Source organism: Vibrio sp. 10N.222.54.A3, assembly GCF_041474095.1.
Taxonomy (GTDB): Bacteria; Pseudomonadota; Gammaproteobacteria; order Enterobacterales; family Vibrionaceae; genus Vibrio; species Vibrio crassostreae_C.
In genome coordinates this window covers 1-15,159 of record NZ_JBFRTN010000077.1, presented here as the reverse complement: position 1 = coordinate 15,159, position 15,159 = coordinate 1, and the positions used below count along the sequence as shown (strand labels likewise).

General features: G+C 46.0%; 14 protein-coding genes and 1 tRNA gene. 8 read left to right on the top strand and 7 right to left on the bottom strand.

Features of this window, described 5'->3' with window-relative positions; genetic code table 11:
• Nucleotides 1-87: 87 nt before the first annotated feature.
• Both AB4507_RS16680 and AB4507_RS16675 read right to left on the bottom strand, forming a co-directional pair.
• Entirely contained in the window at nucleotides 88-1,080 is a 993-nt protein-coding gene (locus AB4507_RS16680) for a general secretion pathway protein GspB (RefSeq protein WP_372182979.1), read from the bottom strand.
• Nucleotides 1,080-2,750 (bottom strand): AAA family ATPase, encoded by a 1,671-nt coding sequence (locus tag AB4507_RS16675; protein WP_372182978.1) that lies wholly within the window; start codon nucleotides 2,748-2,750, stop codon nucleotides 1,080-1,082. Before AB4507_RS16675 ends, AB4507_RS16680 begins: the two co-directional genes overlap by 1 nt.
• 36 nt (nucleotides 2,751-2,786) lie before the next feature.
• Here AB4507_RS16675 and AB4507_RS16670 point away from each other — a divergent pair, with 36 nt between their 5' ends.
• On the top strand, nucleotides 2,787-4,103 hold the full coding sequence (locus AB4507_RS16670) for a multifunctional CCA addition/repair protein (RefSeq protein WP_372182977.1): 1,317 nt from the start codon (nucleotides 2,787-2,789) through the stop codon (nucleotides 4,101-4,103).
• A 100-nt stretch (nucleotides 4,104-4,203) separates the two neighbouring features.
• Here the strand turns inward: AB4507_RS16670 and AB4507_RS16665 are convergent, their stop codons facing one another.
• Genes AB4507_RS16665 through folB form a run of 3 tightly spaced genes read right to left on the bottom strand, consistent with a single transcriptional unit; the run spans nucleotide 4,204 to nucleotide 5,861 of the window.
• A complete protein-coding gene (locus tag AB4507_RS16665) occupies nucleotides 4,204-5,007 on the bottom strand; it encodes an undecaprenyl-diphosphate phosphatase (protein WP_010434624.1) in 804 nt (267 codons plus the stop codon).
• 15 nt (nucleotides 5,008-5,022) lie between these two features.
• The gene (gene folK, locus AB4507_RS16660; protein WP_017061413.1) at nucleotides 5,023-5,505 is read right to left on the bottom strand and encodes a 2-amino-4-hydroxy-6-hydroxymethyldihydropteridine diphosphokinase; all 483 of its coding nucleotides are present in this window, start codon (nucleotides 5,503-5,505) and stop codon (nucleotides 5,023-5,025) included.
• Nucleotides 5,502-5,861 carry a dihydroneopterin aldolase gene (gene folB, locus AB4507_RS16655; protein WP_004735969.1) on the bottom strand — a complete coding sequence of 120 codons (360 nt, stop codon included), beginning with the start codon at nucleotides 5,859-5,861 and terminating at the stop codon, nucleotides 5,502-5,504. The genes folK and folB overlap by 4 nt, the downstream gene beginning before the upstream one ends.
• A 138-nt stretch (nucleotides 5,862-5,999) precedes the next feature.
• Between folB and plsY the strand changes: the two genes are divergently transcribed.
• Nucleotides 6,000-6,596, top strand: coding sequence for a glycerol-3-phosphate 1-O-acyltransferase PlsY (gene plsY, locus AB4507_RS16650; protein ID WP_009847793.1), 597 nt, complete (start codon nucleotides 6,000-6,002; stop codon nucleotides 6,594-6,596).
• Between the two features lie 92 nt (nucleotides 6,597-6,688).
• Here the strand turns inward: plsY and AB4507_RS16645 are convergent, their stop codons facing one another.
• Both AB4507_RS16645 and tsaD read right to left on the bottom strand, forming a co-directional pair.
• On the bottom strand, nucleotides 6,689-7,504 hold the full coding sequence (locus tag AB4507_RS16645) for an alpha/beta fold hydrolase (protein ID WP_372182976.1): 816 nt from the start codon (nucleotides 7,502-7,504) through the stop codon (nucleotides 6,689-6,691).
• A 106-nt stretch (nucleotides 7,505-7,610) separates the two neighbouring features.
• Nucleotides 7,611-8,627, bottom strand: a complete 1,017-nt coding sequence (tsaD, locus tag AB4507_RS16640; protein ID WP_017061410.1) for a tRNA (adenosine(37)-N6)-threonylcarbamoyltransferase complex transferase subunit TsaD — start codon at nucleotides 8,625-8,627, stop codon at nucleotides 7,611-7,613.
• Nucleotides 8,628-8,885: 258 nt separating this feature from the next.
• Here tsaD and rpsU point away from each other — a divergent pair, with 258 nt between their 5' ends.
• The 6 genes from rpsU to AB4507_RS16610 all read left to right on the top strand — a co-directional run bounded on the left by rpsU (nucleotide 8,886) and on the right by AB4507_RS16610 (nucleotide 15,097).
• A complete protein-coding gene (gene rpsU, locus AB4507_RS16635; protein ID WP_004396009.1) occupies nucleotides 8,886-9,101 on the top strand; it encodes a 30S ribosomal protein S21 in 216 nt (71 codons plus the stop codon).
• Nucleotides 9,102-9,126: 25 nt separating this feature from the next.
• Nucleotides 9,127-9,570 (top strand): GatB/YqeY domain-containing protein, encoded by a 444-nt coding sequence (locus AB4507_RS16630; RefSeq protein WP_017061409.1) that lies wholly within the window; start codon nucleotides 9,127-9,129, stop codon nucleotides 9,568-9,570.
• 119 nt (nucleotides 9,571-9,689) lie between these two features.
• On the top strand, nucleotides 9,690-11,441 hold the full coding sequence (gene dnaG, locus AB4507_RS16625; protein ID WP_102428404.1) for a DNA primase: 1,752 nt from the start codon (nucleotides 9,690-9,692) through the stop codon (nucleotides 11,439-11,441).
• Nucleotides 11,442-11,540: 99 nt separating this feature from the next.
• Nucleotides 11,541-13,385, top strand: coding sequence for an RNA polymerase sigma factor RpoD (gene rpoD, locus AB4507_RS16620; RefSeq protein ID WP_048614894.1), 1,845 nt, complete (start codon nucleotides 11,541-11,543; stop codon nucleotides 13,383-13,385).
• Between the two features lie 163 nt (nucleotides 13,386-13,548).
• A tRNA-Ile gene (locus AB4507_RS16615) sits at nucleotides 13,549-13,624 on the top strand.
• Nucleotides 13,625-13,828: 204 nt separating this feature from the next.
• The gene (locus tag AB4507_RS16610) at nucleotides 13,829-15,097 is read left to right on the top strand and encodes an O-acetylhomoserine aminocarboxypropyltransferase/cysteine synthase family protein (protein WP_372182975.1); all 1,269 of its coding nucleotides are present in this window, start codon (nucleotides 13,829-13,831) and stop codon (nucleotides 15,095-15,097) included.
• Nucleotides 15,098-15,159: the final 62 nt, after the last annotated feature.

The window sequence follows — 15,159 nt, the reverse complement described above, 5'->3', positions numbered from 1 at the left end:
ACATTTCAGGACGGGACACGAAGATCAAAAAGGAGCACCTCGGTGCTCCTTTTTATTTGTCTGTTATCTAGATACCTTTAGAGCTCGCTAGCCTTTCCACTCGTACAGAGCTGGGATTTCTATCTTCTGCTGATTGAACTCTATGATCACCGATTGTGGCTTAATCTCCAGCAATTGAATGTCTTGTCCAATCCAATCTCCTTGCGCCACTTCTTGACCGTTCACTTTTACCCAACGCTTGGTTTCGCTGCTCGAGTACATATGGGTTTGTAGGTCTAACTTAGGAAGGACGCCTGATAAGCTATTGGTGTGCGTTTCCAACTCAATGACCTGAGAACCCCTTTGCCCTGAGGGTCTAGAATCCATCGGCTCAGGAGCGCTTTGTTGCTCCCCCATAATGGATTCAAGCTTCAATGCCAAATCAGGTGGCAACTCACTGAGGTCTAGCCCTTGCAGCAGATCACTGTCCGATTGTAAGTCACTATTTGATTGCTGATCAGTGCTTGATTGCAGAGCAGTCGTTTCATCACTCGCGCCTGGCTGAACGGATGACGATTCAGAACTGGCTGTCATTTGAGTGTTGTTATCAGCATTAGCGAAGATCACTGCTGAGCCACCAGCGGTGTTTGCACGATTAGCGCCAGAATCAATCTGTGCATACATCTCTTGGCGTGGCAATGCTTTCAACGGTTGGCTCGCCGGTGCAGGGCGAACGGTGAACAAGGCATCTTCTTCCTCAGACACGGCATCCATGCTTGCTATATCAGCATCCGCAATTTCAGGCTCAATGTCTGATTCAGTTTTAAATTCTGGCAGAGCGACATTGGCAGCTTGGTTCACGGCTTCTTGTTGTTGGATATACGATTGATAAGCCAAGATGCCACCCACCAACAAAGAAGGAACCAAGATTAAGAGTAGCCCCATCGCTAACGATGAACCTCGCTTGTTGCTCATCCCTTTTGCAGAATTAGGAACATGATGATTCTGGTAGCCTTTGAAGCTTGGTTTGCTAAGAGAGTGCTGATTAATAGAAGATGGCTTGTGAGACGGCTGTTTAAGTTCGTGCATAATACGTGACATTAGCTTTCGCCCCCTTCTAGTGACATCAGCTTAGGCGAATCGAGTTGAGCTAATCTCTGCAATCTTGCTAAGGTGCGCTTACCTGCAATGCCATCAACAGACATACCTTGCCACGTTTGAAATGCTTCGATTTTCATTTTTAACTCATAATCAAATACATCACTACCGGAAACAACCTCTCCTAATACTTCAGAAAGCAGTAGATCAAGCAAAGCAACCGCTTCACCTTGATAGCCCTCTTTAAGGGTCTCTCGCAGCGGCTGCTTCCAAATAGCGACGTAATCGCCTTGCCAGATTTGCTCTAAGGATTGCTTCGGCATCACCAACAGCTTTTCATTAACCAGCAACTCGACAGAATCCTTAGACACGCCATACAGCACAGCAAACACTGGTTTTTGGTCTATGTCGAGATTAAGTACCACAGGAACACCAAGTTCTAACAAGGTATCCAAACTGGCCTGCTGCTGCTCACACACAAAAACACTTTGTGGCTCACTTAAGCACAATCCATCACGCAGTGAAGATTGATATCCCCACAGCGTATACAAGTCTTTGATAGCGAGAGAACGATTGGTCCCCTGCATCAAATGTTGTTGAATGTGTTGTGGCAATTCAAACTTGGCAGGTTTTGGCTCAGCAACCAACTTAGGAACATCTGATACCAAAGAACGCTGAGTACGTGCTAACACTTCCGTCTTTGCTCCATTTGATGCATCCGTAGGCAACCAAGCATTGATATAGCTTGGAGCGAAGTTAAAGGTCGCTATTGCAAGACCAACGCTTAACGTCGCAATCCCTGCGTATTGGAATAACTTAGGCGCGACACGAGAAGTTAGAGCTTTCTCGACGTGATACACATCGGCCTGAAAGGACATAACCTGCTGACACGCTCGGTTAACCGTTTCATTGCTCGGTAGCTGCTCACCGTCATGAAAAGCCAACTGCAGTGCTTTATCACACACCAAGTTAATGAGCCTTGGAATACCATGCGTATATTGAGCAATCAGCTTGATAGAACGGTTCGAAAACAACATCTGCTCGCCACCCGCCGTCTCCAAACGAAACGCGATGTACTTGCCCGTTTCTTCGGTATTAAGAGGCAGTAAGTGATAACGACCAGTAATGCGCTGTGCTAGCTGACGTAGCTGCGTGGTTTGTAAGTGCTGTTGTAATTCAGGTTGGCCGACCAACAGTACTTTTAACAGCTTGCGACTGTCGGTTTCTAAATTGGTCAGAAGGCGCAGCTGCTCCAGCACATCAGCTGCGAGATGTTGGGCTTCATCAATTACCAATAAGGTTTGAATACCTTCAGCATGACTATCGAGCAGGAAGTGATGAATGGCCTGACTCAGCTGTTTCAACGATGCTTGTTCCGGGTACTCGACCTCAAACTCATCACAGATAGCTTCCAGTAAATCCGTATTGGAAAACGTAGGGTTAAGTATAAGGCCAGCTTGAGTCTGATTATCGAGTGATGACAACATCGCTTTGGCGACCGTTGTTTTTCCTGTACCGACTTCACCAGTAAGCATCGCAAAGCCCCCACCCTCGCCTAAACCGGCTTGTAGGTTCTGCATCGCTTCTTGATGGCGCTGACTTAAAAACAAGTAGCGAGAATTTGGTACAATCGAAAATGGCATCTCAACGAAGCCAAAATATTCCTTATACATGTGCTGCCCTATAATTACGATTAATGGAAAGTACCATTGCTTGCAGTAAAGTCCAGCAGTGATAAAACATTTCGAGGTGATAAGTTGCAAATATACGATAGCCTACCAAAAGACAACGGGCTACAACGCTATCTAGTCGGTGGAGCAGTGCGCGATAAGCTGCTCAATATTGATAGTTATGATAGAGATTGGGTCGTGGTAGGGAGTACCCCTCAAGAGATGGAAAACCTTGGCTTTACTGCTGTGGGAAAAGATTTCCCGGTATTCTTGCACCCAAAAACCAAAGAAGAGCACGCACTGGCTCGCACTGAGAGAAAATCAGGCTCTGGTTACACAGGCTTCGAATGTTACTTCGCGCCAGACGTGAGTTTGGAAGAAGACCTGATGCGTCGAGATCTGACCATCAACGCTATAGCTCAAGATGATAAAGGCCAACTTCACGATCCTTATCATGGCCAGAAAGATCTCTCGGATCGTATCTTAAGACACGTTTCAGACGCTTTTGTTGAAGACCCTCTTCGTGTACTGCGTGTGGCTCGCTTCGCCGCCAAGCTTCACCATCTTAACTTCACGGTTGCACCGGAAACCATGGATATGATGAGTGAGATCGTCCAATCCGGTGAGCTGGCACACCTCACTGCAGAACGAGTTTGGCAAGAGTGGCATAAGTCTCTTAGTACGCCGCACCCTGAAGTGTTCCTCTCTGTATTGAAAGAGTGTGGTGCATTGGCAGTTGTATTACCTGAGGTTGACGCTCTATTTGGCGTCCCGCAACCTGAAAAATGGCACCCTGAAATCGACACGGGTATTCACACCCTGATGGTTGCTCAGCAAGCTGCACTATTAAGTCCATCGCTACCGGTACGGTTTGCAGCTCAAGTGCATGACTTAGGTAAAGGCGTCACACCACAAGCTGAATGGCCAAGCCATAAAATGCACTGCCACACAGGTGTTAAGATAATCAAGAAACTGTGTGAGCGAGTGAGAGTGCCCAATGAATTCAGAGATCTCGCACTATTAGTGTGTGAGCAACACTCAAACATTCATCGTGCTGGCGAGCTTAAGTCGACAACTTTCCTTAAGGTTCTCAACAAGTTCGATGTTTGGCGTAAACCAGACCGCCTTAACGACATCTTGCTTTGCTGCCAAGCCGACCACGCAGGCCGTAAAGGGTTGGAAGATCAACCTTACCCTCAAAAAGCGCGTTTTGAAGTGGCTTACCAAGCGGCGCTTCAAGTTGAAGTCAAAGCGATCATTGCCGATGGTTTTCAAGGCAAATATATTCGAGAAGAACAAGAGAAGCGTAGAGCCATCGCAATTGAAAACGCCCTATCAGAGCTCGCTAGCAGTTAATCGTCACCGTTCTAATTAAACCGCATTAAAAAACCCGCGACTAGGCGGGTTTTTCCGTTTCAATCTGTAGGACGAAACATTTGTCTACGTAAGTCGAGTGTTACTGCATCATTAAGAAAGCAAACAGACCACAACCTAAAATCAGGCGGTAGATAACGAACGGTGTCATGCCCATACGAGAGATAAGCTTCAAGAAGAAGTGGATACAGATGTAAGCACTGATGAAAGACACCGCAACGCCCGTTAGCAAAGTGCCAACATGGATTGGGTCACCGCTAGTCACCAACTTAAGACCTAAATAACCACCAGCCAGAGTGATGATTGGGATAGACATCAAGAAAGAGAATCGAGCCGCTGCTTCACGTGTGAAACCAAGGTAAAGCGCCGCGGTAATGGTTGCGCCAGAACGAGACGTGCCCGGAATGATCGCCATTGCTTGAGCAAGACCAATAAACAGCGCCTTTTTCCAACCCGCTTGGTATTCGTCATCGCGCAGGCTTGAGTTCTTGTCCACCCACCATAGCAATAGACCAAAGATAATCGTTGTCGTCGCGATCACCCACGCACTGCGTAAGTAAAGCTCAACAATATCTTTCATCAACAAGCCAAAGATACACGCAGGAATCGTCGCGAGAATGATCATCCACGCTAACTTCGCTTCTTTACTACGATCGCCTTTAAACACTGAACCAAAGAATGCGCTCAACAGAGAGACCACTTCTTTACGGAAATAGATAACAACAGCTGCCAAAGTACCAACGTGGACAGCGACATCAAAGGCCAAACCTTGATCTTCCCAGCCTAAAACAGCAGAAGGAAGGATTAGGTGTGCAGAACTGGAAATAGGTAAAAACTCTGTAAAGCCTTGCACCAACGCCAATATAAACGCTTCAAAATAACTCATTACTTACCTTAAAAATTATAGTTTTATATCTACGACAGAGAGCGAGTCTAATTGCTGCATCTTCTGCCATATTTCACTGACGGTTCTTCCGTCTTGCGGGATCACTCGCGCAGGACAAAGATCATAAAGCGGTTGTGTTACAAAAGGATATTTGTAGATATCACTGCGTGGTAATTCTGGCTCACGCTCAGAAACCTCCTCTCCAAACAGCACAATATCAAGATCGAGTTTTCGATCTTGTAGTTTGTGCGCATCTTGAGAGCGACCCCATTTAAACTCAATTTTACGCAGCTGCTGTGAAAATTCAGTCAATGAGAGTGACGTGTCGAGCTCTATCACAAAGTTATAAAACGGATGGCTATTAAAACCCACGGGCTCACAGTGATAGATTTTAGAGCATTTAAGATTAGTCCCTAACGATTGAAGCTCTGTCCATGCCACCCTTGCATGCTTGTCGCGGTCTATGTTCGTGCCAACACCAACATAGGCTACTGTCATGCTTGACCTCGTTCGATGATCACACCAACGGCTTTTGCTTGTGGCACTGCGCCAGGTTTAGCCAATCGGATTTTAATCCACGGCACAGAGAATTGAGTCATGATCAATTCAGCAACTTCTTCAGCCACACGTTCAACCAATAGGAATCGGCCATTCGCAATGTGGTCAAGCACGGCTGTACTCACTGTCGAGTAATCCAAAGCATCAACCACATCATCACTCTTACCCGCTGGGCGGTTGTCATGAGCCATTTCAATATCAAGCACAAGTTTTTGTTTAATCTCTTGTTCCCAATCGTAAACACCGATCGTTGTAATTACTTCTAGCTGTTCAATGAAAACTTTATCCAGTGCCATGACTTGTCCTTTTAGAGGTCGGATACCCATATAGGGGAAAAAAACGTATTATTTGCGTAATTCGAGATATGATATCAATTACTCTTGGATTGAGCATTATTTTCCCATCGTTAGGCTTATAACCGTTTAAGGAAAGACATGACCCCATTGGCACTAATCATGATCATTGCAGCCTATTTGCTAGGTTCAATCTCTAGTGCGGTCTTGATATGCCGAGTCTTAAGACTTCCCGATCCAAGAACGGTAGGCTCCAATAACCCGGGCGCCACCAATGTACTGCGTGTTGGCGGTAAAGGCGCAGCTGCTGCCGTCCTCCTATGTGACATGCTGAAAGGCACTATCCCTGTCTGGCTTGGCTACTACCTCAAGATCGACCCAATTATTTTAGGGGTTGTCGCAATTGCGGCGTGTCTTGGCCATATGTATCCAATCTTCTTCCACTTCAAAGGTGGTAAAGGCGTGGCAACCGCACTCGGCGCTATCGCCCCAATAGGGTTCGATCTAACCGGAATGATCATGGCGACTTGGTTAGTGGTGGCGTTTTTGTTTCGTTACTCTTCTTTAGCGGCACTGGTTACTGTGCTACTTGCCCCTTTCTACGCTTGGTTAGTCAAACCTCAATACACATTGCCAGTAGCCATGCTGTGCTGTTTGATCGTGTTACGTCACCACCAGAATATCCGCCGCCTACTCGATGGCAGTGAACCAAAACTCGGACAAAAAAAATCGGCTTAAACTGTCACGTCTAAGCCGAACTATTTTTAAACCGAGATGCGTTTAAACCGACGTAAGTATAAGTCGAACAACACTATTCAGTATTTAAGAACTTACAGCAGATGTTTATCTAAAAACGTCTTCAGCATTGTGTTCACAAACTCTGGTTGCTCTAACGAGCTAATATGACCTGCGCCAGGAATCACCACTAATTCACTGCCCGTAATGCAATCGTGCATTAGGTATGACTCAAGAACCGGACGTGGTTTATCTTCTTGTCCTACAGCAATCAAAACAGGCAAAGCAAAGTTCTCTACCGATTCAATCATATCGCGACGTCCAAACACCATTCGACCAATTTGTGCCACTTCTTCAGCGTTGTCGCCCTCAAGAGCTGATAACTGCTGAGTAAAACCTTCAACTAAAGCTGGCGTGTTGGTTTGAGCATCATTAGCAAAGAACAGTGGAACAACCGCTTCAACAATTGGTTGAGGAAGCATCTTAGTTTGAGTGATGGTGTCTAACATGCTGAAGTACTTTGCGTGCGCAACTTCTGGCTCTAAACCCACAAAGGTATCCATTAATACCAATGACTGAATTCGCGCAGGTGCTAATTCGGCAAGCTCCGTTCCCCACATACCGCCAACCGATAAGCCAACCACTGAGAATTCTTCGATCTCTAAATGATCAAGCAGAGCCAAAACGTGCTGAGCGTAATCTTTCAAGTTACGCATCGAAGTGGGTGCTGCTTGAGATTCACCATGAGACCAAAGCTCTGGAACAATACAGCGATACTGAGTTTTTAACGCTTCGATCTGTGGCTTCCACATTGCACTATCCCAAAGATAACTGTGGCCGAGTACAACAACAGGGCCTTGACCTTCATCTAGGTACGCCATCGATTGATTGTCTACTGTGAACTTGTTCATTTTCTTCCCTAATCTCTATCAGCAATTATTTATCGACATACAGTCGGTAAGCTAGGATATAAAAACGGCCGCACAAGGCGACCGTTTATCGAAACACTATAGTCAATTACGCAATTGGCTCTAGCTGGTCAATAGGCCAACGCGGTGTGGCATGAACAGACAAATCAGCCGTTTCGCCATTCTTTAGGCGCTGCATGCCCGCATAAGCGATCATCGCACCATTATCTGTACAGAATTCTGTGCGTGGGTAGTACACCTCACCACCGACTTTCTTAGCAAGAGCTTCAAGCTCAACACGCAGTTGTTTGTTGGCACTTACACCGCCAGCAATCACTATACGTTTCATGCCCGTTTCAACCAAGGCTCGCTTACACTTGATTACTAAGGTTGCACAAACAGCTTCTTGGAATGCATAAGCGATATCAGCGCGAGTTTGGTCATCATTATCGTTATCGCGAATGGTATTCGCTGCGAACGTCTTCAAACCAGAAAAGCTCATATCTAGACCCGGACGATCGGTCATTGGACGCGGGAACTTAAAACGACCCGGAGTGCCTTTTTCCGCCAAACGAGATAACAGTGGACCACCAGGGTAATCTAAGCCCATCAGTTTCGCGGTTTTATCAAACGCTTCACCCGCTGCATCATCAATCGATTCACCAAGGATTCGGTATTCACCAATACCTTTCACTTCTACCATCATGGTATGGCCGCCAGAAACCAGCAGAGCCACAAATGGGAATGGTGGTGGGTTATCTTCTAGCATTGGCGCAAGAAGGTGACCTTCCATATGGTGAACAGGCACTGCAGGCACTCCCCACGCATAAGCAATACTGCGACCAATCGTTGCACCAACCAGCAGTGCACCCACTAAACCAGGGCCAGCCGTGTAAGCCACACCATCAATGTCTTTCGACGTTAGGTTCGCTTCAGCTAATGCCGCTTTAATAAGAGGAATTGTTTTTTTCACGTGGTCACGTGAAGCTAGCTCAGGTACCACACCACCGTAATCGGCGTGCAGCTTTACTTGGCTATATAATTGATGAGAAAGCAGCCCTTGCTCATCATCATAAATCGCGATTCCTGTTTCATCACAAGAGGTTTCAATACCAATAATGCGCATAATTTTCTCGGCACGCTTTCGTCTAAAATGGGAAATTAGCGCAATATTACCCTGCCTAAGCTCTTCAAACAAATATTGTACAGACTATAATCGACAAAGTGCTTTACAAAGCCACTGTGATCGGATTAAAATTCCGCACCATTTTTGATCAAGCTGGTTAATGGCCAAACGCGAATAGAGAGTTAGCTCGATGGGTAACTTCTCTGATTTGGTACTGAGTAGCCAGCGATAATGAATAACCCCTGAGGTGAAAGGCATATGCCAATAGTTAAAGTACGTGAAAACGAACCGTTCGACGTTGCACTACGTCGTTTCAAGCGCTCTTGTGAAAAAGCAGGTATCCTTTCTGAAGTTCGCCGTCGCGAGCACTACGAAAAGCCAACTACAGTTCGCAAACGCGCTAAAGCAGCAGCTCAAAAGCGTCACGCTAAGAAGCTAGCTCGCGAAAACGCACGTCGCGTTCGCCTGTACTAATAACTTAATCCATAAGGACTGAGTTATGGCTCTTATTGAACAACTCAAAGAAGAGCAAAAATTAGCGATGAAAGCCAAGGACAAACCGCGCCTTGGCACTATCCGCTTAGCTCTTTCAGCAATTAAGCAACGTGAAGTTGACGAACGGATCACTCTGAACGACGACGACATTCTTGCTGTATTAGTTAAAATGGTTAAGCAACGTCGCGATTCTGTTGCTCAATATGAATCAGCAAATCGTCAAGATCTTGCTGACGTGGAAAAAGCAGAAATTACGGTACTTGAAGGCTTTATGCCTCAACCGCTAAGTGATGAAGAAGTTATTGCACTACTTGATAGCGCAATCGCCGAAGCTCAACCAGCGGGCATGCAAGACATGGGTAAAGTAATGGCTATCTTGAAACCACAAATTCAAGGGCGTGCAGATATGGGTAAAGTTAGTGGTTTAGTTCGTTCTAAACTCGCTTAATCCCAAATCAAATTGCAACAAGCCGTGCAATCCTTCGGAACGCACGGCTTGTTTGTATCTGTAACCTATTCAAACTATTATTATCCACACTCTCAGTTAGTGCATTTTTCTAAGGTTTTATGGCAGGACACATCCCGCGTAGTTTCATTGATGATCTCCTAGCGCGTCTCGACATTGTCGACATAGTGGACGCACGCGTGAAACTTAAGAAAAAAGGCAAAAACTATGGTGCTTGTTGCCCATTCCACAACGAAAAGACCCCTTCTTTTAGCGTAAGCCAAGAAAAACAGTTTTATCACTGCTTTGGTTGTGGCGTACACGGTAATGCTATCGACTTCATTATGGAGTTCGAACGTCTCGATTTTGTTGAAGCCATTGAAGAGCTTGCCTCTTTCTTAGGCCTCGATGTTCCTAGAGAGCAACGTAGCGGCGAGATATCAACAGCACCAAGAGCCAACAGCGAACAAAAACGTAACCTCTACGATTTGATGGGCGGCATCAGTAATTTTTACCGCTCTCAACTGAAAATATCAGCCAACAAACCTGCGATTGATTACCTAAAGAATCGTGGCCTTTCGGGCGAGATCGTCCAGAAGTTTGGCATTGGTTATGTGGCCGATGAGTGGGACTTAGTTCGTAAGAACTTTGGCCAACAGAAAGAAGCCCAAGACATGCTCGTAACTGGCGGCATGTTAATTGAGAACGATAAAGGTAACCGATACGACCGATTCCGTGGACGCGTAATGTTCCCGATTCGCGATCGTCGTGGCCGTGTGATTGGTTTTGGTGGTCGTGTATTAGAAGACGGTACTCCAAAATATCTCAACTCACCAGAAACGCCTATCTTCCATAAAGGTAAAGAGCTTTACGGCCTTTATGAAGTGCTGCAAGCCTACCGTGAACCGCCGCAAATACTTGTGGTTGAAGGTTACATGGATGTCGTGGCATTAGCGCAATATGGTGTTGATTACTCAGTAGCATCACTGGGCACATCGACAACCGGTGACCACGTTCAAATGCTGTTCCGCCAAACCAGCACAGTGGTTTGTTGTTACGATGGTGACCGAGCAGGTAAAGAAGCCGCGTGGCGCGCACTAGAAAATGCCCTTGAGTACCTGAAAACCGGTAACACACTCAAGTTTCTGTTCTTGCCCGACGGTGAAGACCCAGACAGCTATATTAGAGAGCATGGCAAAGCCGCTTTTGAACAACTGGTCCACAATGCGACGCCGCTTTCGACCTATTTGTTCGATAACCTGATTGAAATACACAAGTTAAACTTGGGAACAACCGAAGGGAAATCGGCACTGCGCGCACACGCTAGCGCATTGATTAACAAAATCCCTGACAGTTACTTCCAAGAGTTGCTCGAAAAATTGCTCGATGAGCGAACTGGATTTGATAACCAATTGCGACGTGCGCGTGTTCATACACAGAACCCGATACCTCAACCGCATAAAGAGCTGAAACGCACTCCAATGCGTGAAGTTATCGCTTTGCTTATCCAAAATCCGAGCTATGCTGATATGGTACCGGATTTATCAAGTGTCAAAGGCTTACAGCTGCCTGGACTAAGTTTATTCGTCGAAGTACTTGATAAATGCCATGCGCATCCCCATATCAACACAGGCCAATTATTAGAGCATTGGCGACACAATAAACATGAGGCTCTTCTGTCTCGTCTCGCGAGCTGGGAAATCCCCCTCGACGAAGACAATCAAGAAGACATATTTTTAGACTCATTGGACAATATACTTGCCCAGTGCGTTGAAAAACAAATTGAAAACCTGCAGGCCAAAGCAAGAAGCGTCGGTTTATCAGCCGAAGAAAAAAGGGAGCTACTAGCTTTAATGCTAGATCTAAAAGCGTAACCCTGTTTGATTAGTCAGCATTTAATAAATTTGTTAACATAATTGGTTTGCATTTGAGAATGCAACGTCCTTCACCAGACCTGAAGTTGGATATCATCTATGGATCAAAATCCGCAGTCACAGCTAAAATTACTTGTTATTAAAGGCAAGGAACAAGGCTATCTGACCTACGCCGAAGTAAACGACCACCTACCTGCAGAAATCGTGGATTCTGAACAGGTAGAAGACATCATTCAAATGATCAACGACATGGGTATCAAGGTAGTTGAAACTGCACCTGATGCTGATGATCTAGCACTTAATGATGACGATGCCAATATAGATGAAGATGCAGCCGAAGCTGCAGCTGCTGCGCTTTCAAGCGTAGAAAGCGAGATTGGCCGTACTACTGACCCAGTTCGTATGTACATGCGTGAAATGGGTACGGTTGAACTACTGACTCGTGAAGGCGAAATCGACATTGCGAAACGTATTGAAGATGGTATCAATACAGTTCAACTATCGGTTGCTGAGTACCCAGGCACTATTCCATACATCTTGGAACAGTTTGACCGCGTACAAGCAGAAGAGATTCGCTTAACAGACCTAATCAATGGCTTTGTTGACCCTGACGACGATGGCACAGCTGCGCCAACGGCGACTCACATCGGTTCAGAACTTGCTGAAACTGATCTGGAAGACGAAGACAAAGAAGACGCTGAAGACGACGAGGAAGAGGAAGAAGAAGATACAGGTATCGATCCTGAGCTTGCTCTTGAGAAGTTCACAGCGCTTCGTACTAGCTACCAGAACCGTCAGCTAGCGATCAACGAGTACGGCCATGAAAGCCCGAAAGCAATGCTTGCAACAACAATGATGCAAGACGTATTCAAAGAGTTCCGTCTAACACCAAAACAGTTTGATTACCTAGTAAACGAACTGCGTAACTCTATGGATCGCGTACGTACTCAAGAACGCCTAATCATGCGTCAAACGGTTGAGTACGGCAAAATGCCGAAGAAATCTTTCATTGCTCTATTTACTGGCAACGAATCTAGCGAAGCATGGTTGGATGAAGTTCTTGCTTCAGACAAGCCATACGCAGAAAAGATCAAACGTAACGAGCACGACATCCGTCGCTCTATCCAAAAACTGGATATGATCGAACGTGAAACGTCTCTTACTGTTCAAAGCATCAAAGATATCAGCCGTCGTATGTCCATCGGTGAAGCGAAAGCTCGTCGTGCGAAGAAAGAGATGGTTGAAGCGAACTTACGTCTAGTAATCTCGATTGCTAAGAAGTACACAAACCGTGGTCTACAATTCCTGGATCTAATCCAAGAAGGTAACATCGGTCTGATGAAAGCCGTAGATAAGTTTGAATACCGTCGTGGTTACAAGTTCTCTACTTACGCTACTTGGTGGATCCGTCAAGCAATCACTCGTTCGATTGCCGACCAAGCTCGTACTATCCGTATTCCGGTTCACATGATCGAAACGATCAACAAACTAAACCGTATCTCTCGTCAAATGCTACAAGAGATGGGTCGTGAACCACTTCCGGAAGAGCTAGCTGAACGCATGCAAATGCCTGAAGACAAGATCCGTAAAGTACTGAAAATCGCTAAAGAGCCAATCTCAATGGAGACACCAATCGGTGACGACGAAGATTCGCACCTAGGTGATTTCATCGAGGATACAACGCTAGAACTACCTTTAGACTCTGCAACGGCAACAAGCCTACGCGGTGCAACTAAAGACGTTCTTGCTGGCCTAACTCCTCGTGAAGCTAAAGTACTGCGTATGCGTTTCGGTATCGACATGAACACTGACCACACTCTTGAAGAAGTGGGCAAGCAGTTCGACGTAACTCGTGAACGTATCCGTCAGATCGAAGCAAAAGCACTGCGTAAACTTCGTCACCCAAGCCGCTCAGAAACTCTGCGTAGCTTCCTAGACGAGTAATCACACGCTTTAGTGTGGTTAGCTTTTAAGCATAAATTAGAAAAGGTGAGCGTTGGCTCACCTTTTTTTTATCCGTATGATTTAAGTGGCTAAGATGTAAGCGGAATTGCCCCTTATAGTGTCTAGACACCACTGAATGCTTCCCCTATAATCTATGCCCTACGGCCCCTTAGCTCAGTGGTTAGAGCGCACGACTCATAATCGTTCGGTCCCCAGTTCAAATCTGGGAGGGGCCACCAAATTAGAAAAGCCAGAACAGTTCACGCTGCTCTGGCTTTTTGCTTTTCTGATTCAGTACCAATCACACCCTGCACTTCCGAACCAAAAACGAATCGTCCCACACACAATTCCAATTGCCTCTCTGTGACTAAACATACTTTTCTTTTATAAAAAAATCGGCAATATGAGAGTACATAAATCGCTCAATAGTTCAGGGAAGACTCATGAAAGACGAAACACTCTCGATTCACTTCGGTTACGACACTGATCCAACAACCAAATCGGTTGCCACTCCAATCTACCAAACCGTCGCGTACGAATTCGATGACGCACAACACGGCGCCGACCTCTTCAACCTTGCGGTGCCAGGCAATATCTACACTCGCATAATGAACCCAACCAATGATGTGTTAGAAAAACGCATGGCCGCCTTAGAAGGAGGTATCGCAGGCTTAGTGGTAAGTGCGGGCAGTGCTGCGATCAACTATGCGATTCAGACGTTGGCGCAAATCGGTGACAACATTGTTTCAACACCTCAGCTTTACGGTGGTACTTACACCCTATTTGCTCATATGCTGCCAAACCAAGGGATCGAAGTTCGTTTTGCTAAAGACGATAAACCAGAAAGCTTAGCGGCACTGATTGACGAAAAAACCAAGGCGGTTTACTGCGAAAGTATCGGTAACCCAGCAGGTAATATTATCGACTTAGAGCGTGTTGCTGAACTTGCTCACGCACAAGGTGTACCTGTGATTGTTGATAACACGGTGGCGACGCCTGTACTGTGTAAACCTATCGATTTTGGTGCTGACATCGTGGTGCACTCACTAACTAAATACGTGGGTGGTCACGGTACAACGTTAGGTGGCGTGATTGTCGACTCAGGTAAATTCCCATGGGCACAGCACAAGGACCGCTTCCCTGTGTTTAATCAGCCAGAGCCTTCTTATCATGGCGTGGTTTATACCGAGGCCTTTGGTGAGGCTGCGTTTATTGGTCGAGCTAGAACGGTTTCCCTACGTAATACAGGTGCAGCACTGTCACCAATGAATGCTTTCATGTTGATGCAAGGTTTGGAGACGTTGTCGCTACGCATGGAGCGACACACAGAGAATGCCTTGAAAGTAGCGGAATACCTCAAGCAACACGAGAAAGTCAGTTGGGTAAGTTACGCTGGCCTGCCTGATTCAGAATTCTATCCACTCGCTGAAAAGTACATGCAAGGTAAGCCATCGGCCATTCTATCTTTTGGTTTAAAAGACGGTTATGAAGCCGGTGTTCGCTTCTATGATACACTGCAAATCTTCAAGCGCTTAGTTAACATTGGCGATGCGAAATCTCTCGCTTGTCACCCAGCTTCGACGACACACCGTCAACTAAGCGAAGCTGAACAGAAACAAGCCGGTGTATCACCGGAGATGATTCGCCTATCAGTAGGTATCGAGCACATTGACGATATCTTGGCTGACCTAGAGCAAGCACTGAGCGCTTAATGACGCTACAGCTAGCTCTAACACTGATCGTTAACTAACAGACATAAAAAGGGTTCATCGCG

Excerpts from the sequence above, each read along its gene's own strand:
- AB4507_RS16665 (WP_010434624.1), bottom strand. The coding sequence starts at position 5,007 with ATGAGTTATTTTGAAGCGTTTATATTGGCGTTGGTGCAAGGCTTTACA.
- rpsU (WP_004396009.1), top strand. The coding sequence starts at position 8,886 with ATGCCAATAGTTAAAGTACGTGAAAACGAACCGTTCGACGTTGCACTA.
- rpoD (WP_048614894.1), top strand. The coding sequence starts at position 11,541 with ATGGATCAAAATCCGCAGTCACAGCTAAAATTACTTGTTATTAAAGGC.
- AB4507_RS16680 (WP_372182979.1), bottom strand. The coding sequence starts at position 1,080 with ATGTCACGTATTATGCACGAACTTAAACAGCCGTCTCACAAGCCATCT.
- AB4507_RS16645 (WP_372182976.1), bottom strand. The coding sequence starts at position 7,504 with ATGAACAAGTTCACAGTAGACAATCAATCGATGGCGTACCTAGATGAA.
- AB4507_RS16675 (WP_372182978.1), bottom strand. The coding sequence starts at position 2,750 with ATGTATAAGGAATATTTTGGCTTCGTTGAGATGCCATTTTCGATTGTA.
- folB (WP_004735969.1), bottom strand. The coding sequence starts at position 5,861 with ATGGCACTGGATAAAGTTTTCATTGAACAGCTAGAAGTAATTACAACG.
- dnaG (WP_102428404.1), top strand. The coding sequence starts at position 9,690 with ATGGCAGGACACATCCCGCGTAGTTTCATTGATGATCTCCTAGCGCGT.
- plsY (WP_009847793.1), top strand. The coding sequence starts at position 6,000 with ATGACCCCATTGGCACTAATCATGATCATTGCAGCCTATTTGCTAGGT.
- folK (WP_017061413.1), bottom strand. The coding sequence starts at position 5,505 with ATGACAGTAGCCTATGTTGGTGTTGGCACGAACATAGACCGCGACAAG.
- tsaD (WP_017061410.1), bottom strand. The coding sequence starts at position 8,627 with ATGCGCATTATTGGTATTGAAACCTCTTGTGATGAAACAGGAATCGCG.
- AB4507_RS16610 (WP_372182975.1), top strand. The coding sequence starts at position 13,829 with ATGAAAGACGAAACACTCTCGATTCACTTCGGTTACGACACTGATCCA.
- AB4507_RS16630 (WP_017061409.1), top strand. The coding sequence starts at position 9,127 with ATGGCTCTTATTGAACAACTCAAAGAAGAGCAAAAATTAGCGATGAAA.